Source organism: Dactylosporangium fulvum, from assembly GCF_025137375.1.
Taxonomy (GTDB): Bacteria; Actinomycetota; Actinomycetes; order Mycobacteriales; family Micromonosporaceae; genus Dactylosporangium; species Dactylosporangium fulvum.
Window position 1 is genome coordinate 8,887,822 of sequence record NZ_CP073720.1, and the last position, 26,340, is coordinate 8,914,161.

Consider the following 26,340-nt stretch of genomic DNA (forward strand, 5'->3'; position numbering starts at 1 on the left):
CGACCCTAGCCCAGGGGTACGACACTTTCCGAGGTGTTTACCATGCACGGGTGCGCCTCAACCCGCGCTGGCTGGGGCTGGCCGCGTCCGTCCTGCTGGCAGTCAGCGGTTTTCTCGCCGGCAAGCCCTACCACCACGACGCAGCCTGGGTCACCGGCGTCGCGGTCTGGTTCGTCGCGCTGATCCTGCTGGTCCGCGCCTGGTGGGCGCTGCGTGACGAGCCGTCGCCGGGCAGCCTCCTGCGCACCGCCGCGCTGTGGAGCCTGCCGGTGCTCGTCGCGCCGCCGCTCGGCGCGCAGGACGTCTATGCGTATGGCTGCCAGGGTCAGCTCTTCAACGCCGGCCTCGACCTCTACCGGGTCGGGCCGTCCGCCCTGCCGTGCACCTGGCTGTCGGCCGTGCCGCCGCTGTGGCGCGACACCCCCACGCCGTACGGGCCGCTGTGGCTCGCGATCGAGGGCGGCGTGGCCGGCCTGGCCCACGGCGACATCCTCGTCATGGTCGGCCTGTTCCGCGTCGTGGCCGTGCTCGGGCTGCTGCTGTGCGTCGCCGCCGCGTATCGGCTGTCGCGGGGCAACGCGCTGCTCGCCGCCAGCCCGCTGGTCCTCGTCCACGTCGTCTCCGGCGCCCACAACGACATCCTGCTGGCCGGGTTCGCGCTCGCCGGGTTCGCCCTCGCCGCCCGCCGCCGGCCGATGCTCGCCGGGCTCGTCTTCGGCCTCGCCGTGGCGGTCAAGGTCACGGCCCTGATCGCCGCGCCGTTCGCGGTGCTGCTGATGTGCTTCGGCGGAACGGCCAGGCGCCGCCTCTCCCCCGTGACGTTCACCGCCGCGCTGATCGGCACGTACGCCGTCCTCGCGGCCGTCACGTCCCACGGTCTCGGCTTCCTCGGCGCGCTCGACTCGACGACGACGATGGTGCAATGGCTGTCGATCCCGACCGGGGTCGGCATGGCCGCCGGATACGTCCTGCGCATGCTCGGCGCCCCCGGCTCCTTCGACACCGCGGTAGCGGCCGCGCGGGCCGCCGGGTTCGTCGTGCTCGCCGCCGCGCTGCTGGTCCTGTGGTTGTGGGCCCTGCGCGCCGCCCGGCGGCGGCCCGACTCGGCCGCCCAGCCGGTGCTCACGGCCGCCGGCGTGGCCCTGTTGGTGGCGGCGGTGCTCGGCCCCGTGTTCTACGCCTGGTACGCGATCGCCGGCATCGCCGTCCTGGCCGGGACGACGCTGACGGGCCGGCTGCGGACCGTGGTGCACGCCGCCGCGGCCGGCCTGGTGTTCCTCACCCTGCCGGACAGCCTCGGCCTGGCCACGAAGACCAAGGTGCCGGGCGCCTTCCTCGACGTGGCCCTGGTCGTCGCCGTCGTGGTGTGGGCCTTGCGGAACCGCCCGGCGGTGAAGGCGCTCTGGCAGGCACCGGAGCCCGCCGCCCCGCTCCCCGCGCCCGGCGAGCCCGCTCGCGATCTGCGCTGAGCAGGGTCAGGGCGTCGGGCCGGCGCCCGTCTTCGCCCAGGCCACCAGCTCGGCCGTCTGCTCCGCGACCTCCGGCGCCGCGGGGTCGACACCCTCGTCGTAGCGGACCGTCCAGCGCAGCCCGTTGATCCCCGGGACCCGGCGGCCGACGACGCGGACGCCGACGCGGTCGACCAGCGGGTGGTGCGAGGTGTGGGCGATCGACTTGTTGACCCGCACCCGCACCTGCTCCGGAACCCGGTCCGGGTCCAGCAGCGTGAGGACGAGCGGCGGCAGGTCCTCCATCACCACGTAGTCGCCGCCGTCTTCCGCGGGCAGTTCCCGCGCCGCGATCAGGGAGAGCTGCCGGCCCGACCAGGTCGCCTTGTGGATCTCGTGCCAGCCGAGCCGCGCGTCGGCGCCCGGCAACCAGAGGCCCAGGTTGGTGGCGATCACGACGTTGTCGCCGGTCGTGCCGGCCCACGCCACGATCCGCTCCTCGACGTCGAGCTTCGGACGCTTGTCCGCCGGGAGCCGGCGCTTCTTCAGGAAACCGAACATGCCCTCCGCACCTTCACCAGCGGCTCGCGCCGCGATCACGCAGCGCCCGGGCGTGCTGCTCCAACGACACCAGCTCGCTGAACAGGCGCAGGTGGTCGTCGGCGTTGGTCACCGGGTTGATACGCTGCAGCTTGGACTTGAGCTCGGCGATCGTACGGTTGAGCGCGGGCAGCTGCAGCCGGATGATCGTCGCCTCGACGTATCGCGGGTCGGGCTCGCCGTCGAGCCGCAACGGTTCGACGGCCAGCTCGGTGACGAGCGCGGCGGCGGCCAGGTCGATGCACGCCTCGCGGACCCGCTCGATCCACACCGCGCCGCCGGTGCCCGACGAGGCACCGCCCACTTCGGCGATCGCGGTGCGCAGTGCGACGTAGGTCGGGTGCCCGTAGACCTGCGCGCCGACCGCGTCGAACATCGGGCCGGCCAGCACCGGCTGCTGGAGCGCGAGCTTCAGCGCCTCGCGCTCGACCAGGCCCTCCGGGCTGTCCGGGGCGACCGCGCGCCGCTGCGGCGGGACGACCGGGTCGACGACACCCTTCGCCGCCGCGTTGACCGCCCGCTGGACCGTCTCCAGCTCCATGCCGAGGTCGCCGGAGAGCTTGCGGGCGTATTCCGGGCGCAGCGTGCGGTCCTTGATCTTGGCGACCAGCGGCGCGGTCGCCTTCAGCGCACCGACACGGCCCTCGGCGAGGTCCAGGTCGAACCGCTGGATCACCGACCGCAACGCGAAGTCGAGGAGCGGCTGCCGGTCGGCGACCAGGTCGCGCACGGCCGCCTCGCCCTTGGCCAGGCGCAGGTCGCACGGGTCCATGTTGTCGGGGCCGACCGCGATGAACGTCTGCGCGACGAACCGCTGGTCGTCCTCGAACGCGCGCAGCGCCGCCTTCTGCCCGGCGGCGTCGCCGTCGAACGTGAAAATGATCTCGCCGCCGTAGCCGTCGGCGTCCATGAGCAGCCGGCGCAGCACCGCGATGTGGTCGGCGCCGAACGCCGTGCCGCAGGTGGCGACGGCCACCGACACGCCGGACAGATGGCAGGCCATCACGTCGGTGTACCCCTCGACGATGACCACGCGGCTCTGCTTCGCGATCTCCCGCTTGGCGAGATCGATGCCGTACAGCACATGGGACTTCTTGTAGAGCGGCGTCTCCGGCGTGTTCAGGTATTTCGGGCCGTCGTCGTTGTCGAACAGCTTGCGCGCGCCGAACCCGATCACCTCACCCGAGATGTCCTTGATCGGCCACAGCAGGCGGCGGCGGAACCGGTCGATCAGGCTGCCGGAGCGCGCTTCCCGGGACAGGCCGGCGCCGGTCAGCTCGGCGGCGGTGAACCCCTTCTGCCGCAGGTGCTTCGTCAGCGGATCCCACCCCTCGGGTGCGAAACCGCAGCCGTACCGCTCGGCCGCCTCCCGGGTGAAGCCGCGCTGGGCGAGGAACTCGCGCGCCGCGCGGGCGCCGGGCGTGCCGAGCTGCTCGGCGTAGAACCGGGCGGCCTCCGCGTGCGCGGCGATCAGCCGCTGCTTCTGCCCGGTCTGGCGGATCGGCGCCGGACCCGCCTCGACATAGCGCAACTGCAGGCCGGCGCGCCCGGCGAGCCGCTCCACCGACTCCACGAACGTCAGGTGGTCGTGGTCCATCAGGAACTTGATGGCGTCACCGCCCGCACCGCAGCCGTGACAGAAATACACGTTTCGAGCGGGTGAGACGTTGAAGGACGCGGTCTTCTCGTCGTGGAACGGGCAGAGACCCTTGAGGTTGCCGCCGCCGGCCGACTTGAGCGTCACGTGCTCGGAGATGACATCAGCGATCGCGGTGCGCTCCCGCACCAGGGCGATGTCCTCGTCCCTGATCTTGCCGGCCAATCGCCACCTCCCCAGACCCGACGTCCTACATCCTGCCTCAGTCCCGCCGAGGGCCGGCCGACGCCTGCGGCGCTTGGCCTCGCCGCACCGACAATTTACGACCCGCGGGGCGGCGCCGGCCGGTCACCCCGTGCGATGCTGCCGCCATGCCGAACCCCGCGCCGAGGTTGCGCGACGACCGTCTCGCCTGGCTGGCCGCGCAGGACCGGCTCAGCCGCCGCAGCCGGCGCCTCCGGCCGCCCGGGTGGCTGGTGGTCGTCGCCACATTCGGCATCTGGCTCGTGGTGCGGCCCCGCGGGCGCGGCGCCGGGCGGATGGCCGCCTACTCGGTCGCGGTCGACCACGTCACCGGCTACCTGAACGACGACGAGCGCGCGAAGTTGCGCACCGACGCAACGCTACCGCCGTGGTTCCTCTTCGAGGTCGAGCGCGCCGCACGGCGCGGCCGCCGGGGCCGCACCCTGCCGGAGGGCCGGGAGACCCGCCGGGAGCGCCGTCGCCGCCTGACCGTCCGGTTCGTGCTCGCCGCGGTCGTCTGTGCCGCGTTGGTACTGGCACCGACGGCCTGGATCCGGCTGTCCTCGGCCGGCCGGATCGTCACCGTCGGCGACGCACCCGCCGCGGATGTGGCGATCGTGTTCGGCGCACAGGTGGCGCCGGGCGGCAGTCAGCCGATGCCCTTCCTGAAGGGCCGCCTCGATACCGCGATCGACCTGCTGACCGCGGGCAAGGTGCGGGCGCTGCTGGTCTCCGGCGACGCGCGGGGAGGCTCGGGCGACGAGGTCCGGGTGATGCGTGAGTACCTCGCCGGCCGGGGCGTCGACCCGGCGCGGATGGTCGTCGACCCGTACGGCCTCGACACGTATGACACCTGCCGCAGGGCCCACGATGTGTACGGGGTGAGCCGCGCCCTCCTGGTCAGCCAGGAACTGCACCTGCACCGTGCGATCACGCTGTGTCGCCGGCTGGGTGTGGAGGCGGTCGGGGTGCCGGCCCGCTGCGAGGGCTGCCGGTCGGTGACGATCTGGTACAACACGGCCAGAGACGTCGCCGCCGGGCCGAAGGCGGCATGGGAGGCGTTGCGGCACCGGCCTCCGGCCGTACAGTCGCCACCGGACCCGGCACTCGAGCGGGCAATCCGTCCATAGTAGACCGATTCGGCCCTGTTCCCGCCGGATTCGGAGCTTCGCCGCGACACGCGGGTTTTCGCGCGACATGCACCGGACGGGCGACAACCGTTCCCGCCACGCCCGGACGTGCGTCGCGTTTCCGGCGTGTCCGGCGGACCGCACCGGCATACTTGACCAGGTCCGCGGCGCCGACGGGAGATCGGCGCGATCCGATTTCCCGTGTGATGGGTGGTGCGTGCCCGGTGACGGTCACCAGACGAGACACTGGACGGCACGGCTGATGGTCATCGTGTTGCGCAATGTGGACGACGTCCTCGCCTGGGCCGGCCGGCTCGTCGATCCGGCCCTGCGCGCCGCCGTCGCGCGGCTGCCCGAGCCGTCCCGGCAGATCGCCGACCTGCAGCTCGGGTGGGCCGACGGCCCTCGCTCCTGCGCCGCGCACGAGCGGTCCGCGCTCACGCTGGTCTGCGCCGGCGCCGTGGGCGGCGACCCGCACGACGCGGTGCCCGCCGCGGTCGCCGTCGAGCTGCTGCACCACTGGACCGAGATCCGCCGCGACCTGCACACCGGCGACCTCACCCGCAAGCACCGCCCGACCGCCTGGAGCGTCTTCGGTGCGCGGCCGGCGACACTCGGCGCCGAGGCCCTCCTGGCGCTCGCGTTCGACGTGGCGGCCACCGGCGACCCGACCCGCCCGGCGGTCCCTCCCACGGGCTGCGCCACCCCCGGACCGGTCCGCCCGGTGTCCGGTGCGGTGCGCCAGGCGACCCGCGAACGGACCGGCCCGATCACCGGCAGCACGACGGTCCGCATTCTCGGCGACACCGTCCAGCAACTCCTGCACGGCGATCACACGACGCTGGTCCTGGGCGACCGGGCCACTGGCGATCGGGGCAACCTGCTCCGGGAGTGCCTGTCCGCGGCCGAACGCCACGCCGGTGCCCTGCTCGGCAGCGCCTGCGCGCTGGGTGCCCTGGCCGGCGGCGGCGACCGTGCGCAGGTCGAGCAGCTGCGGCTCTTCGGGGTGCGGCTCGGCCTGGCGGTGCAGTTCACCGACGATCTGCTGGGCATCTGGGGCGATCCGGCACAGACCGGCCGCCCGCCCTACGCCGACCTGCGCCGTCGCCGCCGCTCACTGCCGGTGACCGCGGCGCTGGCGGCCGGGGCGGACGAGCTGGCGGAGTTGCTGGGCCGTGAGGGCCGCCTGGGCGACACCGACCTGGAGCGGGCCGCAAAGTCGATCGAGCAGTCGGGCGCCCGCGCCTGGTGCCGTCAGCAGGCCGACGACCTCCTGGCCCAGGCGCTGCTCGCGCTCGACCTGGCGATCCCGTCCCCCGCCGCGGTGGCCGAGCTGGTGGCCCTGGCGAGGCGCGCGACCCGCCACGCGGCCTGACCAGCGGCGGAATTCAGGTCAGGGCCGCGACGACCTGCTCCGCTCGCGACGCGTGCTTCTGGTAAGCACCCGGGAACGCCGATCGCTGCACGGCCTGGGCCGCGGCCGTCACGCTCATCCGCTCCCAGCCGTTCACCCGCGACAGCGCGTTGTAGAAGAGCATCGCCGAGTGGTCGGGATCCATCAGCTGCGGCACGGTGCCCCAGCCCTGGCTGGCCCGCTGCTGGAACAGGCCGACCGAGTCGTGGTCGGTGGAGACGCCCTGGTGCGGCAGCCGCAACGACGACGGCACCGCCGAGCTGGCCACGTTGTGGAGATCACTCTCCTGCATCGCGGTCGCGACCGCGACGACCAGCGCCCGCCGCGGCATCCCCTGCGCCTTGCCCTGCCGGACGATGATCGCGGCGTTGTCCATCTGGAGCTGGTTGAGCCCCGCGACCGGCTGGGGCCGCGCGGGTGAGGCCGCCACCGGAGGCGCGGGCGGGGCCGCGGGCGCCGACGACTGTGACGGCGAAGGCGCCGGGACCGTCTGGACGAGCGTGACGTCCTGCGCATACGCAGGCGGGGCGCCGAACGCCGGCAGCGAAGTGTCCACACGGGACTGCTGATCGCCGGAACCGGTGGCCAGCAGGGAGAGTGCGAATACGGCGACGGACGCGGTGCCGACCTTGAGCGGCAACAGCACCGACCGCCGGTGATGTGGTTGGAACTGACGTGGCAACGATTTCACAGCAAAGTCCTCAAGCAGGCGGCGCGGAATCAGCGCACGGCGAAGCACGCACCACAACGGCGCGTGAATATGGACGACGCACGGGAGAGGGCGCGCGGAAACGACGCGACACGCGATGTCGCGCTGGCGTCTGGTTCAGCGGTGAAGCGCTACGACCGAGCGCTCACCCGTCTGCGAGGGAGACGGCGGGCGGCCGCTACGGGAGCATCTGCGAAAGCATGCTGATGCAAGACCTGGAACTCCTTCCGAGGCCGCCTACCGGGTTAGCTGACGGGTTCGGGCGGGAGGATTCGCCCTACCACGGCCAGGCCGCGGATGCACCCCAGGACTTCTTGGGTCCCCGGCTCGCGATCGGATCGCGACTCGACGGCGCCTGCCCGGCGGCACCGGAATCGGCGCTCGACGACCGCGGCAGACGACCCGACACTACTGGCCCGATTCCGGCCCGGACAGCCGCAGCAACGGGATCCCACCCGCCGCACCTGAACGCTCACCGTCCGCCGTCACACGTTCGGTCACCCCGGTCCGGTGTCGATGGCCTTTGACGCCGCGGGCCCGCGCGCCACAGCGCGCGGGCCCGCCGGTTTCCGGGTGCTCCGGCAAAAGCATCACGATCGTGCGGTCAGTCGAGCAGCTCCCCCAGCGGCACACCGGGGTCGGCGAGGCGGTCCAGGTCCACCGCCGTGCCGGACCAGCCGGCCCGGACCAGCTTCTGGATGTCGTCCGTCACGTCCCAGACGTTGACGTTCATGCCGGCCAGCACGCGGCCGTCCTTGACCCAGAACACGACGCACTCCGGGGCCTTGCCGTCCACGATCGACGGGTCGCCGCGGAACACCACCCGGTCGTAGCCCTCCGGACCGATGTGACCGCTGTACTCCATGCCCAGGTCGTACTGGTCCGTGAAGAAGTACGGCACCCGGTCGTAGACGACCTCCTCGCCGAGCAGTGCTTTGCCGGCCGCCTTGCCGCCGTTCAGCGCGTTGGCCCAGTGCTCGACCCGCACGCGCCGGCCCAGCAGCGGGTGCTCCTGGTTGACCACGTCGCCGGCGGCGTAGACGTCGGGGTCGGAGGTGCGCAGGCCCGCGTCGACCAGGATGCCGTCGTCCACCGCCAGGCCGCCGTCGACGGCCAGCTCGGTGTTGGGCTGGATGCCGACGCCGACGATGGCGACGTCCGCGGGGAGCTCGGTGCCGTCGGTGAGGACCACCGACGACAGCGCGCCGTCGCCGCTGAAGGAGGCGACGGACGTACCGAAGCGGAACTCCACGCCGTTGGCGCGGTGCAGATCGGCGTAGACCGTCGCGACCTCGTCGCCGAGCACCCGTTGCAGCGGCAGGGCGGCCTGCTCGACCACGGTGACGTTGGCGCCGTGCTTGCGGGCCGCGGCGGCGGTCTCGAGACCGATCCAGCCGGCGCCGACGACCACGACGTTGTCCGCGGCGCGCAGGTGCTCGAGCAGGGCGTCGGCCTCGTCGACGGTGCGCAGGTAGCGCACCCCGTGCAGGTCGGCGCCGGGGACGGAGAGCGTGCGGACCCGGGATCCGGTGGTGAGGAGCAGCTTGTCGTACGGCAGCACGTCGACGCCGTCGAGGGTGACCGTGTGCGCGGCGGGGTCGAGGTGGGTGACCCGGGTGGCGAGGCGCAGGTCGATGCCCTGCTCGTCGTACCACGACGGCGGGTGGACGAACGCTTTCTCCCGCGCCTCCTCCTTGCCCAGGAGGTAGCCCTTCGACAGCGGCGGCCGCTCGTACGGCCGCTCGCCCTCCTCGCCGATCAGCACGATCCGGCCGGTGAAGCCCTCGGCGCGCAGCGTCTCCGCCGCCTTCGCACCCGCGAGGCTCGCACCCACGATCACAAATGTCCGCTCGTCAGCCATGCCCATCAGCCTTCCGCAATCGCTCGTGCCATGCCAGCACCGACAGGTCCGTCAGGCTGGCGACCTGGTCGACGACCACCCGAAGGCGGGCGGCGTCGTCGGGGGCCGCCCGCCACATCGGCGCGAAAACCGGGTCGAGGCCGTCGGGCGCGCGGTCCAGCAGCCCGGCGACCAGCTCCTGCAGGACGGTGACCTCGTGGGCGTACCGCTGCGAGGATCCCGGGCGGCGCATCACGTACCGCAGGGCGATGCCCTTCAGCAACGCGCACTGCGCGCGCACCAGCGGCGGCACGACCAGGTCGGCGTCGTAGCGCCGGACGGGTCCGTCACCGTGGACCGTCCGGGTGGCGGTGACCGCCGTGGCGGCGAACCGGCCGGTGAGCACGCTGGTCATCCGCTTGAGCGCGACCTGCGCGGCGTGGCTGCCGTCGTAGTCGTCGAGCGGCGCGAACACCGGGTCGGCGAGCAGGTCGAGCAGGATCAGGTCCAGGTCGGCGGCGGACTCCTGCGAGTAGGCCGCGGCGACGTCGGCGCACAGCGCGGCCCGCTCGCCGGCGTCGACACGCAGCGGGGCGAGGTGGACGTAGCCGCCGTGGATGCCGTCCTCCAGGTCGTGGACCGAGTAGGCGACGTCGTCGGCCCAGTCCATCACCTGCGCCTCGAGGCAGCGGCGGCCGTCCGGCGCGCCGGCCCGCAGCCACTCGAAGATCGGCAGGTCGTCGGGGTACACGCCGAACTTGCGGCTGCCGGGCCGGCGCGGCCAGGGGTACTTCGAGACGGCGTCGAGCGCGGCCCGGGTGAGGTTGAGCCCGGCCGAGCCGCCGTCGGGCGCCATCACCTTCGCCTCCAGGCGGGTGAGCACCCGCAGCGTCTGCGCGTTGCCCTCGAACCCGCCACAGGCCGCGGCGACCGCGTCGAGCGCGTCCTCGCCGTTGTGCCCGAACGGCGGGTGGCCGAGATCATGCGCGAGTCCCGCGGTGTCCACGACGTCGGGGTCGCAGCCCAGCCGGGCGCCCATCTCCCGGGCGATCTGGGCGACCTCCAGCGAGTGGGTGAGCCGGGTGCGCAGGAACGCGTCGGCGCCGGCCGTGTGCACCTGGGTCTTCGCGGCGAGCCGGCGGAACCCTGCCGAGTGCAGGACACGGGCCCGGTCGCGCTGGAACGGTCCCCGCCCGTTGTCGGCGGAGGTCGTGCTGACGTCCTTCAACGGCTCCTCGACAAAGCGCTGGGTGTCTCTCAGCGGCTCTTCGACACAGCGTTGCGCGTCAGGCGTCACGGTTCGAGCTTAGAGCCGTCCTCATCGCGTGGCGCCGGGATCGGTACGGGCGGTGCCGCCGCCGGTTCGCGCTCCGCCGGCGGCTCGTTGAGCGCCTCGACCATCGGGGTCATCAGCACCTTCACGGCCGCGACGATCGGGATGGCCATGAGCGCGCCGACCACGCCCAGGACGGCCGCGCCGACGAGCGCCGCCAGCAGCACCGCGATCGAGGACAGGTCGACGGTGTTGCGCAACACGCGCGGCGCGATGAGGTAGTTCTCCAGCTGCTGGTAGGCGACGAAGAAGACCGCCAGCACGATGGTCGCGGGCCAGAGATCCGTGGTCACCAGCGCGACCACGGCGCAGCCGACGGCGCCGATGGTCGCGCCGACGAGCGGGATGAGGTCGGTGATCGCGACGAAGAACGCCAGCGGCAGCGCGAACGGCACGTCGAGCGCGAACATGCAGACGAACGCCGAGACGCCGGCGAACAGCGAGATGATCAGATTGCCGATCATGTAGCCGCCGACCTTGTCGACGACCACGTTGATCGCCTGCGCGGCGCGGGGGCGGCCGGCCCGGGGCACCAGGCGCACGATCCCCCGCCGCAGCCGGGGCAGGTCGGCCATGAAGTAGATGGTGAGCACGACCACGAGCAACACGTTGACGAGCGCGCTGAAGATGCCGGTGACGACGCCGACGGCGCCGCCGCCGACCTTCTCCGGCAGCGTCCGGGCGAGCTCGGTCAGGCGCTGGGTGAGCCCGTACCGGTCGGCGATCTCACGGTAGGCCTGGGAGCGCTCGGGCAACTCCTGGAGGTACTGCGGCACGTTGCGTAGCAGATCGCCGGCCTGCCCGACCAGCGGCGGCACCAGCGACCAGACGAAGACGGACAGCAACGCCAGGGCGAGCACGAGGATCACCGCCACAGCGACCGAGCGGCGCACCCCGTGGCGGATCAGCACGCGAACCGCCGGGTCCAGGCTGATCGCCACGAACAGCGCGATGATCACCTGAACGAGCACCTGGCGCACCGTGTAGAGCGCGTAGGCGCTCAACCCGACCGTGAGCAGGCCCAGGCCGGCGGCGATGCTCAGGCGGTACACCTTGGTGAAGGTCATCTGTCCGGCCGGATGATGCAGAATTCGTTGCCTTCCGGATCGGCGAGCACGGTCAGCGCCGCGTCGTCGGACTGGCCGACGTCCACGTGGCGCGCGCCCATGTTGACGAGGCGTTCGACCTCGGCGTCGAGGTCGTCGGGGCGCAGGTCGAGGTGCAGCCGGTTCTTCGCGTGCTTCGCCTCGTCGTGGCGCAGGAAGACCAGACGGGGATGCCCGTCGACGGCCGGCCCGACCACGACCTCGTCGGGTGACACGCTTTCGACCCTGTGGTCGAGCACCTCGGCCCACCAGCGGCCCAGCCGTTCGGGGTCGATCGCATCGACGATCAAGGCATACCACCGGCTCCCCATGCACACCTCCGTGGTCGGCGTGGGGACACACCTTACGCCCAGCCGGCGGTCGTCGCAGCCGAGCCGCCGTGACCTGGGAGGGAGCGCGGAGCGCGGCACTGTAGCGGATTTTCACCCGGTCTGTCAGCCAAACGTGTGTATTGCAAAATTCAAAGACCGATTGGGTTTGTGTTCATGGACGAACGCATGGCGTAGGTCACCGACGAGCGCACGGTAACTTGCCGGTGTGCACGCTTCCGGCCGCCGCCGGGACCCGACGCACCCCCCGAGTCAGCAGAACGGAAAGACCCCGCCTGTGCCTGCGATCGATGACTGCCTGCGACGTGCCATGACCATCCGCGGGGCCATCGGAGCGAGCCTCATCGACTACACCACCGGGCAGACGCTCGGCCTGGAGGGTGGCCGGGGCGACGTCGCGCCGCACGCCGACCCGTCCGCCGCGGCGCTCGGCACGGCCAGCGTCATCCACGCCGCGATGCAGACCGCCGCGTACGCACCGGCCATGCCCGGCGACGCCGTGGAGGACGTCATCATCAGCACCTCCGCCGCCTACCACCTCATCCGGCCGGTGCGCACGAGCTTCGACTCACGCCTGGTCCTGTACGTCTGGCTCGACCGGGCCGAAGGCAACCTGGCGATCGCCCGGCGCCGGGTCCGCTCGCTCGCCGACGACCTCGCGTGAACGCCGGCGGAGCGGAGACGCGGGGAACCGCGCCGGGATCGCCGCGGTTCGCCAAGGGCACCACCCCGGCGAAGGCACTCGGCCAGTTGACCGAAGCCGGCGCCACCGGTGCGCTCACCGTCATCGGCGCGCCCGGCGGCGTGGTGTTCCTGCGGGACGGGCGGGTCAACGCGGTCGACTCACCGGCCGCGCCGGGCGCCGACCGGTTGCTGATCGCTTGTGACAAGGTGCCCGAGGCGGTGTGGGAGACCATCCCGTCCCAGCCCGCCCGCGCGCTGGTCGAAGGCGGCCACGTCACCGCGGCGGAGATGGAGCTGTGTGCCCTCCAGGCATTGTGCGATGCGGCGTTTTTCGTCCTGGCGACACCGCGGCCCGAGCTGCGGTTCGCACCCGGCGTCGAGCACTGGCTCGGCGCGGACGGCACCGTGGCGACGGACTGGTTGTGCGACCAGGTCGAGCGTCAGCACCGCATGCTCAACGAGGTGCACCCCTCGGAAGTGATGGACTATGCCCCGGTCGTGCCGGTCCTCCGGCCCGGATTCGACCAGGTGCTGCTGTCCGGCCTGCAGTGGGAGATCGTGCTGCACGCTGACGGTCAGCGCACCCCGCAGGATCTGGCCGGCCTGCTGGGACGCTCGGCCTACGCCGTGACGCTCGACGTGCGCCGGCTCGCGGCGGCGGGACTCGTTGAGATCCCGGCGGCCGAGGCCCCGGCGCCCGTCATCGACGAACCCACAGCATCCGCGAAACCCGCGGAGCGCGCAGTGCTGCCGAAGCGGGTGCCCGGCACGTACACGTTCGACGACCCGCCTGCCGGGACGCGGCGTCAGCTCCCGGCCGGGGTGAGTGCCCTCGCGGTGCTTCCCGGTGCGATCGACAAGGCGCCGGACGACACGCTGCTCAAGCGGATCCGTTCGGCGCTGCAGTCGCTGCGTTGACCTCGCGAACCGGCCGCCCCGGAAGGGGTGTCCCGAAGGAGGAACCAACCGGATGAGAACCGACGCGGAGCTGCGCGGGGAACTGCTCGCGGAGCTGCGCCGGCTGCGACAGGTGGTGCCGGAGATCACCGGCTGCCTGATCGCCAGCACCGACGGGCTGCTCATCGTCGACGACGCTCAGGCGGTGGTGGTCGAGGGCGTCGCGGCGCTCGCGGCGGCCTGCCTCGGCGTGAGCCAGCGGATCGCCGACAGCGCGGGGCACGGCGAGTTCCAGGAAGTGGTCATTCGCAGCGGCGGCGGGCACGTCGCGATGTACATGGCCGGCAACGGCGCGGTCCTGGTGCTGCTCGCCGATGCCGACGCCAACGTCGGCCGGCTGCATCACGAGGCCCGCCGGGCGACCCAGGTGGTGTCCCAGGTCGTGGCGGCGGCAGCGCTGAGCTTCGCGCAGTCACTGCCGGAGGCGCAGTTGCGGCAGGAGACTTACAGGCTGCCGGAACCCGAGCCGATGCCGTGGTGAGCCGCGGCGGCGGCGCGCACCGCCGGCCCCGGCGCACGACGGTGGAAGCCGAACTACTTACTCCCCCACCCGGAAATGATTTCGATCGGTCGGCGCCCCTGGCGCCCGGCCAGGCACAACTCACGGAGGTAGCAATGGCGGACATGGAGACGGCCCTCAAGGAACTGATGACCATTGACGGCGCCATCGGTGTCGCGCTGGTGGACTACAACAGCGGCATGGCCCTGGGGGTGCTCGGCGGTTCGAAGGACCTGGACCTGACCGTTGCCGCCGCCGGCAACACCGACGTGGTGCGGGCCAAGATGCGCACGATCGAGATGCTCAACCTCAAGGACGGCATCGAGGACGTCCTGATCACGCTGAACAACCAGTACCACCTGATCCGGCCGCTGACCGGCCGGTCCGGCAAGGGTCTCTTCCTCTACCTGGCGCTGCTGCGCTCGCGTGCCAACCTGGCCCTCGCCCGGCACCAGCTGAGCCGGGTCGAGGAGGATCTGGAGATCTAGGAAACTGGCACAGAAGAGGCCGGGGCGCCATTGCCCCGGCCTCTTCTGCGGTCACCGGGAATCAGACCCGGTGGACTCGATGGCCGCGCGGCCGGCCTCCAGACGGGCCACCGGCACCCGGAACGGCGAGCAGGACACGTAGTCGAGGCCCACCTCGTCGAAGAAGTGCACGGAGTCGGGGTCGCCGCCGTGCTCGCCGCAGACGCCGAAGTGCAGGTCCGGCCGGGCGGCGCGGCCCTCCTCGACGGCGATGCGGACCAGCCGGCCGACCCCGTCGCGGTCGATCGACTCGAACGGCGAGACGCCGAAGATGCCGAGTTCGAGGTACCGCCAGAAGAACGCCCCCTCGACGTCGTCCCGCGAGAACCCCCAGCCCATCTGCGTGAGGTCGTTGGTGCCGAACGAGAAGAAGTCGGCCGCCTGCGCGATGTCACCGGCGGTCAGCGCCGCCCGCGGCACCTCGATCATCGTGCCGATCTTTACCTCGACGTCGAACTCGTGGATGATCTTCTCCGCCTCGGCGCGGATCGTCTCGAGCTCCTGCACGGCGCCGACGAGCGGCACCATGATCTCCGGGCGCGCGTCCGGCACCTGCGCCGCCGCCTCGACGATCGCCCGCACCTGCATGGCGAACAGGCCCGGGATCACCAGGCCGAGGCGCACGCCGCGCAGGCCCAGCATCGGGTTCTCCTCGTGCATGCGGCGCACCGCGTCGAGCAGGTCCTTGTCGTGACCCGGGTCCTGACCGCGCTCCTCGGCGACGGCGACCTTCACCGCGAGGTCCTCCAGCGGCGGCAGGAACTCGTGCAGGGGCGGATCGATGAGTCGTACGGTCACCGGCAGCCCCGCCATCGCGCGGAACAACTCGATGAAGTCCGACCGCTGCAGCGGCAGCAGCTCATCGAGCGCCGCGTCCCGCTCGACGGCGGTGCGGGCCAGGATGAGCCGCTCCACGAGGGCACGGCGCTCACCGAGGAACATGTGCTCGGTCCGGCACAGACCGATGCCCTGCGCACCGAAGCGCCGGGCCCGGGCCGCGTCCTCGCCGGTGTCGGCGTTGGTGCGCACGCGCAGGCGGCGCCGCTCGTCGGCGTGGGCGAGGATCCGGTGCACCGCCGAGACGAGCGGGTCGGCCTGCGGGTCGAGCGTGCCTTCGAAGTACTGCACCACCGGGGACGGCTGGACGGACACCTCGCCGAGGTAGACGCGTCCGGTCGTACCGTCGATGGAGATGACGTCGCCCTCGGAGACGACGTGGCCGTTGACCGTGAACTGTCCCTTGTGGACGTTGACCTCGAGCTCGTCCGCGCCGCAGACGCAGGTCTTGCCCATGCCCCGGGCGACCACGGCGGCGTGTGAGGTCTTGCCGCCCCGGCTGGTGAGGATGCCCTGCGCGGCGATCATCCCCGGCAGGTCGTCGGGGTTGGTCTCCCGGCGGACCAGGATGACCTGCTCACCCTCCTTCGCCATCGCGACCGCGTGCTGCGCGTCGAAGACCGCCTTGCCGGACGCCGCGCCCGGCGAGGCACCGACGCCGCGGGTCAGTTGCTCCGGCTCCTCCGACAGGTCGAACGTCGGGAACATCAGCTGGGCCAGCTGGTTGCCGTTGACCCGCTTCGTGGCCTCGTCGAGGTCGATCACGCCCTCGTCGACGAGGTGGGTGGCGATGACAAACGCGGCCGCGGCGGTGCGCTTGCCGACGCGGGTCTGCAGCATCCACAGCTTGCCGCGCTCGATGGTGAACTCGATGTCGCACAGGTCGAGGTAGTGCTCCTCGAGCTTGGCCATGATGGCCATCAGCTCGTCGTACGACCTCTTGTCCAGCTGCTCCAGCTCCTGCAGCGGCATGGTGTTGCGGATGCCGGCGACGACGTCCTCCCCCTGGGCGTTGGGGAGATAGTCGCCGTACACCCCCTTCTCACCCGTCGCGGGGTCGCGCGTGAACGCCACGCCGGTGCCGGAGTCCGAGCCGAGGTTGCCGAAGACCATCGCGACGACGTTGACCGCGGTGCCGAGGTCGGCCGGGATACGCTCCTGCCGGCGGTACAGCACGGCCCGCTCCGCGTTCCACGAGCCGAAGACCGCGCCGATGGCGAGGTCGAGCTGCTCACGCGGGTCCTGCGGGAAGGCTCTTCCGGTGTGCCGCCGGAAAATTTCCTTGTACGTCCCGACGAGGCCCTTCAGTGCGTCGGCGTCGAGGCCGACGTCGTCGCGGGTCCCCCGGGCGTGCTTCGCGTCGTCGAGCGCGTGGTCGAACTCCTCGCCGGGCACGCCGCAGACGGTCTTGCCGAACATCTGGATGAGCCTGCGGTACGAGTCCCAGGCGAACCGCTCGTCGCCGCCGGCCTGGGCGGCCAGCCCGGCGACGCTCTCGTCGGTCAGGCCGACGTTGAGAACGGTCTCCATCATTCCGGGCATCGAGAACTTGGCCCCGGAGCGGACGGACACCAGCAGCGGATCGGACGGGTTGCCGAGCTTGCGGCCCATCTTGCCTTCCAGGGTGGCGAGATGCTGTTCGATCTCGTCCCTGGCCGACACCTCGCCGGTCCGGAGATACTCGCGGCAGGCGTCCGTGGTGATCGTGAAGCCGGGCGGGACCGGCAGGCCGAGATTGGTCATCTCGGCCAGGTTGGCTCCCTTGCCCCCGAGGAGGTCCTTGAGGCCTCGGTTGCCTTCTTCGAAGTCGTAGACGAACTTCTCCACAACGCCTCCATACCCTCGCCGCTGCGGCCCAAGTCATCGTTAGGTCCGGGGTGTGCGGCACACCGTAAGGCGTCGTTCCGGCATTCGGCACTGCCGCGTGACGAGTAGCACAACGATTGGTATTTCCGTCGATTGACGGAGCATTTGGGAGCGATTCCACGCGCATGTTTGCGCACGAGAGCGCTCTCTGAGACTTGGGCCACTCAGCGCGTTTCCACACTTCGGGATGCGTATAGCTGCACCCTGCAGCACTTTTTCGCGCACAACCAATCATCACTTCCGCGCACTACCCGCAACCCCTTGCCGAGGGGTGAAACCCGGGGTGGAGCCGCGAGAACACGCTTACCGCCATCTTGGTTCACCATTTCCGGTGGCCAACTTTCCCCGGAGTCCGGATTCAGATCATGAGGACACTTCTCGACCCGGTCCGCTCTTCTCAACCGGGCCACCCTTCTCGACCTGGCCGCTCTTCACGACCATGCCGCTCTTCACGACCGTGCCGCGACCGACCGCGGCCGGGACCGGTAAGCCGCCGGCCTCATCCACCCCCTTGCCCGCCAAGCCACCCCACCAACCGCTTCCCGCCACCTCAGCACCCCCGCACTCGCAACCCAATGCCCGCAGCATCACCCAGCCGCAACTGCCCCCAGCACCGCCCGCACTCTCAAACACCGCCAACCGCAACACCGCCAACCGCGGCCCGCGCCCCCGCCGCCAACCGCAACACCGCCAACCGCGGCCCGCGCCCCCGCCGCCCACCGCCCCGCAGGTCACGGCTCCGCAGGTCACGGCCCCGCCAGCCACCACCCCACAGTTCACTGCCCCGCCAGCCAGCGCCCACAAGCCACAGCCCCCAACACTGCCCCCAGCCCAGCCAGCCACTGCCCGCGTACTCCCCCACCGGCCCGCCGCCCCGTCGCTGCAACCCCCCAGCACCGCCACCCACCGCCCGTCACCCCGGCAGGCGGTGCCCGTCGGTGCCTGACTCGCGCCACCCGCGAACAGCGATGCCCAGCCGGCTTCCCACCCGCCGGCGCCGCCGTCTTCGCCGCGTCCCGCCCGTCGCTTTCATGATCACGGAGCTTTTGCGGTGCTCCAGAGCCTGTCGCGCAATTCGGATCCCTCGCGCGTCAACCCCGACAACCGCGCCGATCTTGGAGTTGTGGTCCTTGACAAACCCGGACAAATTCGGAGGTTCATGGCGCCACAACTCCAAGATCGGCGCGCAGTTGGGGCGCCGACGCTGTCCCAGCGAATTACGCAACAGGCTCCCAGGCAGCCCGAAGTTTCCCTTGATCTACCAACCGCAGCCGTACCACCCGGCCAGGCTCAACCATCGCGCCCATGATCGCGAGATGTTCGCGATCATGGGCGCGGCGGCCGGGGCTGGCCGCAGTTGCGGCCGGCCTCCGCAGCAGCTGCGGCCGGCGGGGCGGCCCTGGCCGAATGCTGTGACCCGGGATGAGCCGCCGGCCTGCTTCATGACCACGGAAAACCGAGTCTCCGTGATCATGAAGGGCGTCACCCGTCGACGGGTCGATCGCAAGTCGTTTGGGGCGGTCGGTGCGGGCATGCCATGCTCAGAAGCGTGCCGCTGCAGCTCGGAACCTTCACGGTCGATCCGCCCGTGGTGCTCGCACCCATGGCCGGGATCACCAACGTCGCGTTTCGACAGCTGTGCCGTGAGCAGGGGGCCGGGCTCTACGTCTGCGAGATGATCACGACCCGCGCCCTCGTCGAGCGCAACCCCAAGACGATGGGCATGATCACGTTCGGGGTCGAGGAGCGGCCCCGCAGCGTCCAGCTCTACGGCGTCGATCCTGCCACCATCCGCAAGGCCGTGGAAATGATCGTCGATCAGGACCTGGCCGATCACATCGACATGAACTTCGGCTGCTCCGTGCCGAAGGTGACCCGCCGCGGCGGCGGCTCCGCACTGCCGTGGAAGCGGCGGCTGTTCGAGTCGATCGTGCGCTCCGCGGTCGAGGCCGCCGAGGGGCTGCCGGTCACCGTGAAGATGCGCATCGGCATCGACGACGACCACCATACCTTCGTTGACGCCGGGCGCATCGCCCAGGACGCCGGCGTCGCCTGGGTCGCCCTGCACGCCCGGACGGCGGCGCAGCGCTACTCCGGCCAGGCCGACTGGGACGCCATCGCCGCCCTCAAGGCCGCGCTCGACATTCCGGTCCTCGGCAACGGCGACATCTGGGAGGCGTCCGACGCCCTGCGGATGATGGCCGAGACCGGCTGCGACGGCGTGGTCATCGGCCGTGGCTGCCTCGGCCGCCCGTGGCTCTTCGCCGATCTGGCCAACGCCTTCGCCGGCCGCCCCGAGCGGGCGCTGCCGTCACTCGGCGAGGTGGCACGGTTGATGCACCGCCACTCGCAGCTGCTGACCGAGTGGCTGGGCTCCGAGCGCGAAGGCGTGACCGACTTCCGCAAGCACGTCGCCTGGTACCTCAAAGGCTTCCCCGTCGGCGGCGAGCTCCGCCGTGCCATGGCCATGTCGTCATCGCTCGACGAACTGGCCGGCCTCCTGGCCCAGCTCGACCACGCCGCGCCGTTCCCGCGCGAGATCCTCGGCCAGCCGCGGGGCCGCACCGGCACCCCGGGCAGGGTCGTCCTGCCCGACGGCTGGCTCGCCGACCGCGACTCGGACATGATCCCCGAGGGCGCCGAGCTCGACGACAGCGGCGGCTGATCCGGTCCCACGGCGTGGAACTTTGGGCGCTGTACCGGCGACAATCCAACCGTGGAGTGTGAGCGGTACCGAGAGGCACTGTCGGCGAGGCTCGACGGCGAGGACGAACCGATCGAACCCGGGCTCGTCGACGCCCACCTGGCAGGATGCGCCGCATGCCGGCAGTGGGAGCGGGACGCACAGGCCGTGACCCGGCTGGTGCGGCTCCAACCCGTCGTCGCCACCCCGCTGCCTGCCGAGCGGCTGCTCGCCGGATTCACCGCGTCACAGCAAAAGCAGGACCAGCAGGACCAGCAGCAGAACCGCAACCGGCGGCAGCTGGTACAGGTGCTCCGTGTCCTACTGGGAGTGTTCGGCGCCGCACAGTTCGTGCTTGGCATCGCCCAGGCCGCGACCGCCGCGACCACGACCCACGTGCACGACGCCGGGCACGTCTTCCACGAGTCCGCCGCCTGGAACGTGGCGATCGGCGCCGGCTTCGCCTGGATCGCCACCCGGCGGGCCACCCCGGCGGGCGCACTGCCGATGCTCACCGCGTTTGTGGCCCTGCTCGCGCTGCTGAGCACCAACGACCTGCTCGCCGGCCGGGTCGAGACGAGCCGGATCGTCAGCCACGCCTTTGTGCTCGCGGGCTACGTGATCGTGCTGGCGTTGTCGCGCCCCGGCCTCGACCCCGGGCGCCCGCCCGCCGGTCGGCAGGGACCGCCCTGGCGCTGGCGCCGCCCGGCGGCGCTGGACGAGGAGCCCGCCCCGGCCCCGGCCCCCGCCCGGCTGCGCGTGATCCAGGGCCAGGCCATGGCGCCGAGCAGCGACCGCAAGGCCGCATAGGGCCTGTTTCGTAACTGAGGCCGGGCTGCGGCGGGCCCAGATTTCGTCTGGCGCCACCCCGCGAAAGCCCGGTTACAACACCGGTAGCCGGACTTCCGCGGGGCGACGCCAGACGAAATCTGGACCCCGCCTCGCTCCGACCCCAGTTACGAAACAGGCCCTAGACCCGCCGCAGCAGATACGTGTCCATGATCCATCCCTTGCCGGCGCGCGCCTCACGCCGTACCGACTCGATCTGGTCTATCACCTTGTCCAGACGGCCGGCGATGAGCAACTCGTCGGGCGTGCCCAGGTAGGCACCCCAGTAGATGTCGATGTCCTGGTCGCGGTACGCGCGGCAGGCGAGGTCGGCGTCCAGCATGATCACGACGTCGTCGCAGCCCTCGGGCCAGCCCGCGGCGAGACGGCGCCCGGTGGTGATGTGGATCGGGCCGGCGACCCGGTTGAGGGCCACCCGATGACGGGCGGCCAACGCCTGGACGCTGCTGATGCCGGGGATCACCTCGTAGTCGAGCTCGCCGTGCGCGGTGATCGTCTCGAGGATGCGGATCGTCCCGTCGTACAGTGCCGGATCGCCCCACGCGAGAATCCCGCCGACGCCGTCCTCGCCGAGCTCGGCCATGATGGCCTCCTCGAGGATGCGGGCCCGCTCGTCCCGCCAGTCCCGCACGGCCCCCTGGTAGTCGGCGGCGACTCGGTCGCGGGGCGGGTCGGCGAGCGTCACGGTGCGGTACTCGCGCCCGGTGACGTATCGCTCGCAGATCGCCCGCCGCGCCTCGGTGAGGTCGGCCGTCGTGGCCCCCTTGTCGAGGACGAAAAACACGTCGACGGCGTTCATCGCGGTGACCGCCTGCATGGTGACGTGCTCCGGATCCCCGGCTCCGATCCCGATGACCAACACCTTGCGCATGCGGTGACGCTACCCGACCAGGTCAGGCCGGATGCTCCCGCGTCTCGGTCGTCGTCGCGGTGGCGCATCTGCATGATGGAGTCATGAACGAGCGGTGGACCGAGGTGCTCCAGTTTCTGGCCGGCGTGGTCCCGCCCGGACCGGCCACCGTGGTCGTGGACGGCACCGACGCACAGACCACCGCCGTCGCCGACCGCCTCACCGACGCGCTCCGCGCCGCGGGCCGCCCGTGTCACCGCGTGCCCGGCAGCACTTCCGGCGGTGCGCTGGACGCCGCCTCGTCGTCTGGCGGCGCGGTGGCGGTCGCGGATGGTCCCGAGTGGCGGGCGCGTCCTCCCCGCGGCGGCTGGCGGGTGGTGGTCTGGCTGCGGACCTCGCGGCACCGGCACGCGGCCGACGGGAGCCGTGGCGAGAGTGCGGACGTCGTCGTCGACCTGCAGGATCCCGAGTGGCCGGTGGTGCGGCACGTGGACACCCGGCTCGCCGACGTCCACCGGTGGTACGTCACGGAGTCGCGGGCGTTCTTCGGCGCGAAGGCCGCGACCTGGGACGCCAAGTTCGGCGCCGACCTGCCCGCCTATGCGGCCGCGGTCGAGCGGGCCGGGCTGCCCGAGGGCGGCACGGTCGCCGACGTCGGCTGCGGCACGGGCCGTGCCCTCCCGGCACTGCGTGCGGCTGTCGGCCCGGCCGGCGCGGTCCTCGGCATCGACCTGACGCCACAGATGCTGGCGGTCGCCCGGGAGCCTGCCCGCGCCGCGGGTGCCGCCCTGGTCCTCGGCGATGCGCGCCGGCTCCCGCTCGCCGCGGCGACGGTCGACGCCGTCTTCGCGGCCGGGCTCGTCATGCACCTGCCCGACCCCGACGCCGGCCTGCGCGAGTTGGCCCGCGTGACCCGCCCGGCGGGCCGCCTGGTGCTGTTCCACCCGTCGGGCCGCGCCGCGCTGGCCGCCCGTCAGGGTCGTGTCCTGCGTCCCGATGAGCCGCTGGCCGAGGGGCCGCTGGCCGGGGCGACGGGCCGTGCCGGTTGGGAGCTCATCCGCTATGAGGACGCTCCCGGCCACTTCTTCGCCCTGGCTACCCGCCGCTGATCCGCTACCTCGCGTTTCGGACGGGGACCTCCGCCTTGAGCAGGCCACGGGCGACGAGGAACGCCCGCGCCCGGTCGCGGTCCGCCTCGGGCAGCAGCTTCCAGGGCAGGGCCAGAGCGCCGGCGCCGTTGCCGACGACGACCACCCAGAACCCGTCGGTGTCGTCGACCCGCTTCACCGCCTCCCAGCCGTAGCCGATGCCGAAGCTGGGTGTCCTGGCGCGCACCTCGTCGTCGGTGAGCTCATACGTCGCGGTCTCGGCGAACAGGCCGGTCCGCGCCTTGGCGACGGCCCGTGGGAGCAGCCACGGCAACCCGAGCACCGCGGCGCCGGCCGCCAGCGGGGCATAACCGGAGGGGTGGCCCCCGACGAGCAGGACGACACCGGCGATCACAAGCAGCGTGCCCAGAACGTACAGCTTGCGGAACTTGCTCCGCAGCGTCGCGCGCACCTGCCGTCGCGCTCGCACCGGGTCCGGCGGGACCGTGAATCTGATTTCCATCGCGCCCCGATCATCGACGTCTGCCGAGACAGTACGGCACGTCGAGGACGGCCGACCAACAGCCCGCGCCCGACACATCCGACGGTATGAACCGCCGCGATGACCAGCAAACGGACGCCGGCCGCGGCGGGGGTCAGATGCCGTCGGTGGCCGACCCGACCGTCCAGTAGACCTGGTTGTAGTCCACCAACTCCAGCGGCTGTCCGGCACCCGCCGACCGGTACGTCGTGACGCCGCAGTTGGCCGGCGACTGCCCGTCGGGCCACTTGTGCGCCTGCGAGTAGCTCCAGCCCTCCAGCAGGAACCGGAAGCAGCGCAGCGTGCCGGCGTGCGTCACGATCATGACCTTTTGCCCGGCCCGCTCGCGGAACAGGTCACTGAGGAACGTGTGCACCCGCCCGGTCACGTCGGCGAGGCTCTCCCCGCCCGGTGGCCGGGCCATGAACCCGCCGAACGTCTGCCAGTACTCGTTCAGCCACGGGAACGCGGCCTCCGCCTCCGCGGTTGTCATGTCATACGCGAAGCCGGGGTCGCGCTCACGGATGAACAGGTCGGCCTTGACCTTCATCTGCTGTCGTTCATCCGAGCCGTACGCACTGAGGATGTCCTCGGCGGTCTGCTCCGTCCGCGCGTATCCGCTCGTGTAGACGTAGTCGAACGTGCCGAACCGCTCCCGGATCCCGTGTCCGGTCTGGGTGGCCTGCTTGCGCCCGTCGGGCGTCAACTCGATCAGGTGGTCGGGCACTCCGCGGACGACCTGCCGCGCCGCGTCGTCGGCGAAGTACACACTGCCCTTCTTCGCCTGATTCCGGGCTGATTCGGCGTGCCGGATGAGCACCAGGAGGGAGGGGCTGACAAGGTCCATCTAAGACTCGTACTGCTCTGCCGGCACCGGGATCAAGGTGACCTCCGACACCTCGATGAACGGGATCGTCTCCCCATTGACGGTGTCCTTGATCTCACGGCCGCTGTACTTGCCCGTGACCTGCAACCACTGCTCCTCGGCCAGCCCGCCGGGCAGCTCACCGCCGAGCGCGACCTTGACCGGCCGGGCGTCGGCGGCGCAGCAGCTCACCATCATGCGGGCCAGCAGCCACGAGCTCTCGGGCCCGTGCATGGCGAACCCGGACAGTTGCACCCGCCGCTCCCCCAGCGACACCCCTTGGTCGAACACCGCCCGCGACGCATAGTCGAGCATCGTCAGCTTGACCGGATCTCCCGCCGGCAGCGGCGCGAAGTCGGACTTCGCGACGAGCGCCGACCCGGATCGGCCCGCCGCATACGACCCGAGTGCCGGCGGGGCCACCAGCAACAGGCCGATCACCGGCGCGAGCAGCAGCCAGGCGACTCTCGGCCCGCCCACTCCGTGCCCGTGCCCGTCGTCGTCGCTGTGACCGGCGTGCGGGTCGTGGCCGTGCCCGTCGCCGTCGGCCTTGCCGGCGGGGGCCGGGCGGGGCCTCAACTCAAACCACAACGTGAAGATCCCGGCGAGGACCAATATCGCGCCGGAGAGCACGAGATAGGGCTGGAGGCTGGGCTTGACGTAGTTGAGGTACTGGCCCGTGAGGCTGGCGCGCAGCACCGCTCCCCCGACCAGCAGCAGGACGACCGCCTGCGCCTGCCGGTTCACAACAGCACCGTTCCGACCACGGCCGACACTCCGATCGCGAGCACGAAGGTGGCCGGCGCGAACCGCAGGGCGAAGGATCTGCCGAAGATGCCGGCCTGCATGGCGAAGAGCTTGAGGTCGATCATCGGACCGACCACCATGAACGCCAGCCGGGCCGTCATCGAGAACTGGGTGAGCGACGCCGCCACGAAGGCGTCGGCCTCCGAACAGATCGACAGCAGCACCGCCAGCAGCCCGAGCACCAGGATCGCGACCGCCGGGTTGGCGGCGAGCTGCGCCAGCCACTCCTTCGGCACCACCACCGCGATGACCGCCGCGCACGCCGCGCCGATGACCAGGAACCCGCCCGCGTGCAGCACGTCATGGCGCACCGAGGCCCAGAAGGCCGGCCACTTCGCCATGCCGTCGAGGTGCGGCCGCTGCGGCATGCGCAGCCAGCTGCCCTTGCCGAACGCCTGCCACAGCCAGCCCATCAGGCAGGCGACCGCCAGGCTGGCGACGGCCCGGGCGACGACGACCTTGGGCTGGCCGGGGAACGCCACCGCGGTGGAGACCAGCACGATCGGGTTGACCGCCGGCGAGGCCAGCAGGAACGCGAACGCCGCCGCCGGCGTGACCCCGCGCCGGACCAGCGCCCCGGCGACCGGCACCGACGCGCACTCGCAGCCCGGCAGCACCACACCCGCGGCGCTCGCGGTGGGCACGGCGAGCGCCGGATGCCTGGGCAGCGCCTTGGCGAAGAACGAGGGCGGGACGAAGACCGCGATGACGGCTGACAGCACGACCCCGAAGACCAGGAACGGGATCGCCTGCGTCATCACCGAGACGAAGACGGTCAGCCAGGTCTGCAACGCCGGAGCGGCGAGTGCGTCGGTGATCGGCCCCCGCAGCAGCACGACGACCACCAGCAGTGCCGCGAGCACCTCGACGGAGCCGACCCGCCGCGCCCGTTTGGGAGGAGCGGCGGGTGGTTCGGTCTGCTGGGTGAGCGTCACGGGGAGGAGGCTACCGCGTCGATTGGTACCTTCGGCATGAAGCGCTGGCGAATACTTCGGAGAGTGACAAAATGGTGGCGGAGTTCGATTCCATCGGCTGCGCTCTCGCGCACGGCGCGGTCGAGCCGGCCCCGGACGGCCGGTCCCTCGTGGCGGTCTTCGACTCCCCGGTGGCGACGCACCTGATGCACTTCGCGGCCACGTTGGGATATCGGGTCGCGCTCGCCGAGCCGGGCCTGGACAAGGTCACGATCGACGCCAACACCGACGTGGTCGTCACCGATCACGACCGTCCGGAGCTGGGCGTGGTGCTGCGGGACGCCCTCGCCTCACCGGCCCGCTGGGTCGGCGTGATGGGCAGCCCGAGGCACACGGCCCCGCACATCGAGGCCTTGCGCGGGCTGGGCGTGCCGGACGCGGACATCAAACGGGTACACCGCCCGATCGGCCTCAACATCGGCTCGAAGACTCCGGCGGAGATCGCGTTGGCGACGCTGGCCGGCCTGCTGGCGGACCGCAACGCCCGCCCGGGCGGCTTCACGTTCTGAGCCGCTCCCGCGCCCGGCACCTCAGGCGCACCTTGTCATGATCGCGATCACGAAG

At 71.7% G+C, this 26,340-nt stretch carries 24 protein-coding genes and 1 riboswitch; of the genes, 11 read left to right on the forward strand and 13 right to left on the reverse strand.

Features of this window, described 5'->3' with window-relative positions; genetic code table 11:
* Positions 1-50: 50 nt before the first annotated feature.
* The gene (gene mptB / locus Dfulv_RS40770; RefSeq protein WP_259859156.1) at positions 51-1,469 is read left to right on the forward strand and encodes a polyprenol phosphomannose-dependent alpha 1,6 mannosyltransferase MptB; all 1,419 of its coding nucleotides are present in this window, start codon (positions 51-53) and stop codon (positions 1,467-1,469) included.
* A gap of 6 nt (positions 1,470-1,475) precedes the next feature.
* On the opposite strand, the gene Dfulv_RS40775 is transcribed toward mptB, so the two are convergent.
* Positions 1,476-2,009, reverse strand: coding sequence for a hypothetical protein (locus tag Dfulv_RS40775; protein WP_259859157.1), 534 nt, complete (start codon positions 2,007-2,009; stop codon positions 1,476-1,478).
* Positions 2,010-2,022: 13 nt separating this feature from the next.
* Positions 2,023-3,870 carry a DNA primase gene (gene dnaG / locus Dfulv_RS40780; protein WP_259859158.1) on the reverse strand — a complete coding sequence of 616 codons (1,848 nt, stop codon included), beginning with the start codon at positions 3,868-3,870 and terminating at the stop codon, positions 2,023-2,025.
* Between the two features lie 146 nt (positions 3,871-4,016).
* On the opposite strand from dnaG, the gene Dfulv_RS40785 reads away from it, so the two are divergent.
* Positions 4,017-5,018, forward strand: coding sequence for a SanA/YdcF family protein (locus Dfulv_RS40785; protein ID WP_259859159.1), 1,002 nt, complete (start codon positions 4,017-4,019; stop codon positions 5,016-5,018).
* A gap of 262 nt (positions 5,019-5,280) precedes the next feature.
* Positions 5,281-6,393, forward strand: coding sequence for a polyprenyl synthetase family protein (locus Dfulv_RS40790; RefSeq protein ID WP_259859160.1), 1,113 nt, complete (start codon positions 5,281-5,283; stop codon positions 6,391-6,393).
* Between the two features lie 13 nt (positions 6,394-6,406).
* Here Dfulv_RS40790 and Dfulv_RS40795 read toward each other — a convergent pair whose 3' ends face one another.
* The 5 genes from Dfulv_RS40795 to Dfulv_RS40815 all read right to left on the reverse strand — a co-directional run bounded on the left by Dfulv_RS40795 (position 6,407) and on the right by Dfulv_RS40815 (position 11,731).
* Positions 6,407-7,078: a hypothetical protein gene (locus Dfulv_RS40795; protein ID WP_259859161.1), complete on the reverse strand. Its 672-nt coding sequence runs from the start codon at positions 7,076-7,078 to the stop codon at positions 6,407-6,409.
* 282 nt (positions 7,079-7,360) lie between these two features.
* Positions 7,361-7,502, reverse strand: a riboswitch (cyclic di-AMP (ydaO/yuaA leader).
* Between the two features lie 243 nt (positions 7,503-7,745).
* Positions 7,746-9,002, reverse strand: a complete 1,257-nt coding sequence (locus Dfulv_RS40800; RefSeq protein ID WP_259859162.1) for an NAD(P)/FAD-dependent oxidoreductase — start codon at positions 9,000-9,002, stop codon at positions 7,746-7,748.
* Positions 8,995-10,242, reverse strand: coding sequence for a deoxyguanosinetriphosphate triphosphohydrolase (locus tag Dfulv_RS40805; RefSeq protein ID WP_406568049.1), 1,248 nt, complete (start codon positions 10,240-10,242; stop codon positions 8,995-8,997). Before Dfulv_RS40805 ends, Dfulv_RS40800 begins: the two co-directional genes overlap by 8 nt.
* 32 nt (positions 10,243-10,274) lie before the next feature.
* Positions 10,275-11,381: an AI-2E family transporter gene (locus Dfulv_RS40810; RefSeq protein ID WP_259859164.1), complete on the reverse strand. Its 1,107-nt coding sequence runs from the start codon at positions 11,379-11,381 to the stop codon at positions 10,275-10,277.
* Positions 11,378-11,731 (reverse strand): VOC family protein, encoded by a 354-nt coding sequence (locus Dfulv_RS40815; protein ID WP_259859165.1) that lies wholly within the window; start codon positions 11,729-11,731, stop codon positions 11,378-11,380. The genes Dfulv_RS40810 and Dfulv_RS40815 overlap by 4 nt, the downstream gene beginning before the upstream one ends.
* Before the next feature lie 328 nt (positions 11,732-12,059).
* On the opposite strand from Dfulv_RS40815, the gene Dfulv_RS40820 reads away from it, so the two are divergent.
* The 4 genes from Dfulv_RS40820 to Dfulv_RS40835 all read left to right on the forward strand — a co-directional run bounded on the left by Dfulv_RS40820 (position 12,060) and on the right by Dfulv_RS40835 (position 14,377).
* Complete coding sequence (locus Dfulv_RS40820) at positions 12,060-12,413, forward strand: hypothetical protein (protein WP_259859166.1); 354 nt, start codon at positions 12,060-12,062, stop codon at positions 12,411-12,413.
* On the forward strand, positions 12,410-13,351 hold the full coding sequence (locus tag Dfulv_RS40825) for a MarR family transcriptional regulator (RefSeq protein WP_259859167.1): 942 nt from the start codon (positions 12,410-12,412) through the stop codon (positions 13,349-13,351). Before Dfulv_RS40820 ends, Dfulv_RS40825 begins: the two co-directional genes overlap by 4 nt.
* 52 nt (positions 13,352-13,403) lie before the next feature.
* Positions 13,404-13,871 carry a roadblock/LC7 domain-containing protein gene (locus tag Dfulv_RS40830; protein ID WP_259859168.1) on the forward strand — a complete coding sequence of 156 codons (468 nt, stop codon included), beginning with the start codon at positions 13,404-13,406 and terminating at the stop codon, positions 13,869-13,871.
* Positions 13,872-14,005: 134 nt separating this feature from the next.
* Complete coding sequence (locus Dfulv_RS40835) at positions 14,006-14,377, forward strand: hypothetical protein (RefSeq protein WP_259859169.1); 372 nt, start codon at positions 14,006-14,008, stop codon at positions 14,375-14,377.
* 51 nt (positions 14,378-14,428) lie between these two features.
* Here Dfulv_RS40835 and ppdK read toward each other — a convergent pair whose 3' ends face one another.
* Positions 14,429-17,080 (reverse strand): pyruvate, phosphate dikinase, encoded by a 2,652-nt coding sequence (gene ppdK, locus Dfulv_RS40840; RefSeq protein ID WP_259859170.1) that lies wholly within the window; start codon positions 17,078-17,080, stop codon positions 14,429-14,431.
* Between the two features lie 1,576 nt (positions 17,081-18,656).
* Between ppdK and dusB the strand changes: the two genes are divergently transcribed.
* Together dusB and Dfulv_RS40850 are read left to right on the forward strand one after the other, a co-directional pair.
* Positions 18,657-19,784: a tRNA dihydrouridine synthase DusB gene (dusB, locus tag Dfulv_RS40845; protein WP_259859171.1), complete on the forward strand. Its 1,128-nt coding sequence runs from the start codon at positions 18,657-18,659 to the stop codon at positions 19,782-19,784.
* 51 nt (positions 19,785-19,835) lie between these two features.
* On the forward strand, positions 19,836-20,612 hold the full coding sequence (locus tag Dfulv_RS40850) for a zf-HC2 domain-containing protein (protein WP_259859172.1): 777 nt from the start codon (positions 19,836-19,838) through the stop codon (positions 20,610-20,612).
* 160 nt (positions 20,613-20,772) lie between these two features.
* Here Dfulv_RS40850 and cobF read toward each other — a convergent pair whose 3' ends face one another.
* A complete protein-coding gene (cobF, locus tag Dfulv_RS40855) occupies positions 20,773-21,522 on the reverse strand; it encodes a precorrin-6A synthase (deacetylating) (protein ID WP_259859173.1) in 750 nt (249 codons plus the stop codon).
* 83 nt (positions 21,523-21,605) lie between these two features.
* Here cobF and Dfulv_RS40860 point away from each other — a divergent pair, with 83 nt between their 5' ends.
* The gene (locus tag Dfulv_RS40860) at positions 21,606-22,610 is read left to right on the forward strand and encodes a class I SAM-dependent methyltransferase (protein WP_259859174.1); all 1,005 of its coding nucleotides are present in this window, start codon (positions 21,606-21,608) and stop codon (positions 22,608-22,610) included.
* A 4-nt stretch (positions 22,611-22,614) separates the two neighbouring features.
* On the opposite strand, the gene Dfulv_RS40865 is transcribed toward Dfulv_RS40860, so the two are convergent.
* The 4 genes from Dfulv_RS40865 to Dfulv_RS40880 all read right to left on the reverse strand — a co-directional run bounded on the left by Dfulv_RS40865 (position 22,615) and on the right by Dfulv_RS40880 (position 25,737).
* The gene (locus tag Dfulv_RS40865) at positions 22,615-23,112 is read right to left on the reverse strand and encodes a hypothetical protein (RefSeq protein ID WP_259859175.1); all 498 of its coding nucleotides are present in this window, start codon (positions 23,110-23,112) and stop codon (positions 22,615-22,617) included.
* 133 nt (positions 23,113-23,245) lie between these two features.
* Complete coding sequence (locus Dfulv_RS40870) at positions 23,246-23,977, reverse strand: histidine phosphatase family protein (RefSeq protein WP_259859176.1); 732 nt, start codon at positions 23,975-23,977, stop codon at positions 23,246-23,248.
* Positions 23,978-24,742 carry a TIGR03943 family putative permease subunit gene (locus tag Dfulv_RS40875; RefSeq protein WP_259859177.1) on the reverse strand — a complete coding sequence of 255 codons (765 nt, stop codon included), beginning with the start codon at positions 24,740-24,742 and terminating at the stop codon, positions 23,978-23,980.
* Positions 24,739-25,737 (reverse strand): permease, encoded by a 999-nt coding sequence (locus Dfulv_RS40880; RefSeq protein ID WP_259859178.1) that lies wholly within the window; start codon positions 25,735-25,737, stop codon positions 24,739-24,741. The genes Dfulv_RS40875 and Dfulv_RS40880 overlap by 4 nt, the downstream gene beginning before the upstream one ends.
* 71 nt (positions 25,738-25,808) lie before the next feature.
* Here Dfulv_RS40880 and Dfulv_RS40885 point away from each other — a divergent pair, with 71 nt between their 5' ends.
* Positions 25,809-26,285 carry an XdhC family protein gene (locus Dfulv_RS40885; protein ID WP_259859179.1) on the forward strand — a complete coding sequence of 159 codons (477 nt, stop codon included), beginning with the start codon at positions 25,809-25,811 and terminating at the stop codon, positions 26,283-26,285.
* The last annotated feature ends 55 nt before the right edge of the window (positions 26,286-26,340 follow it).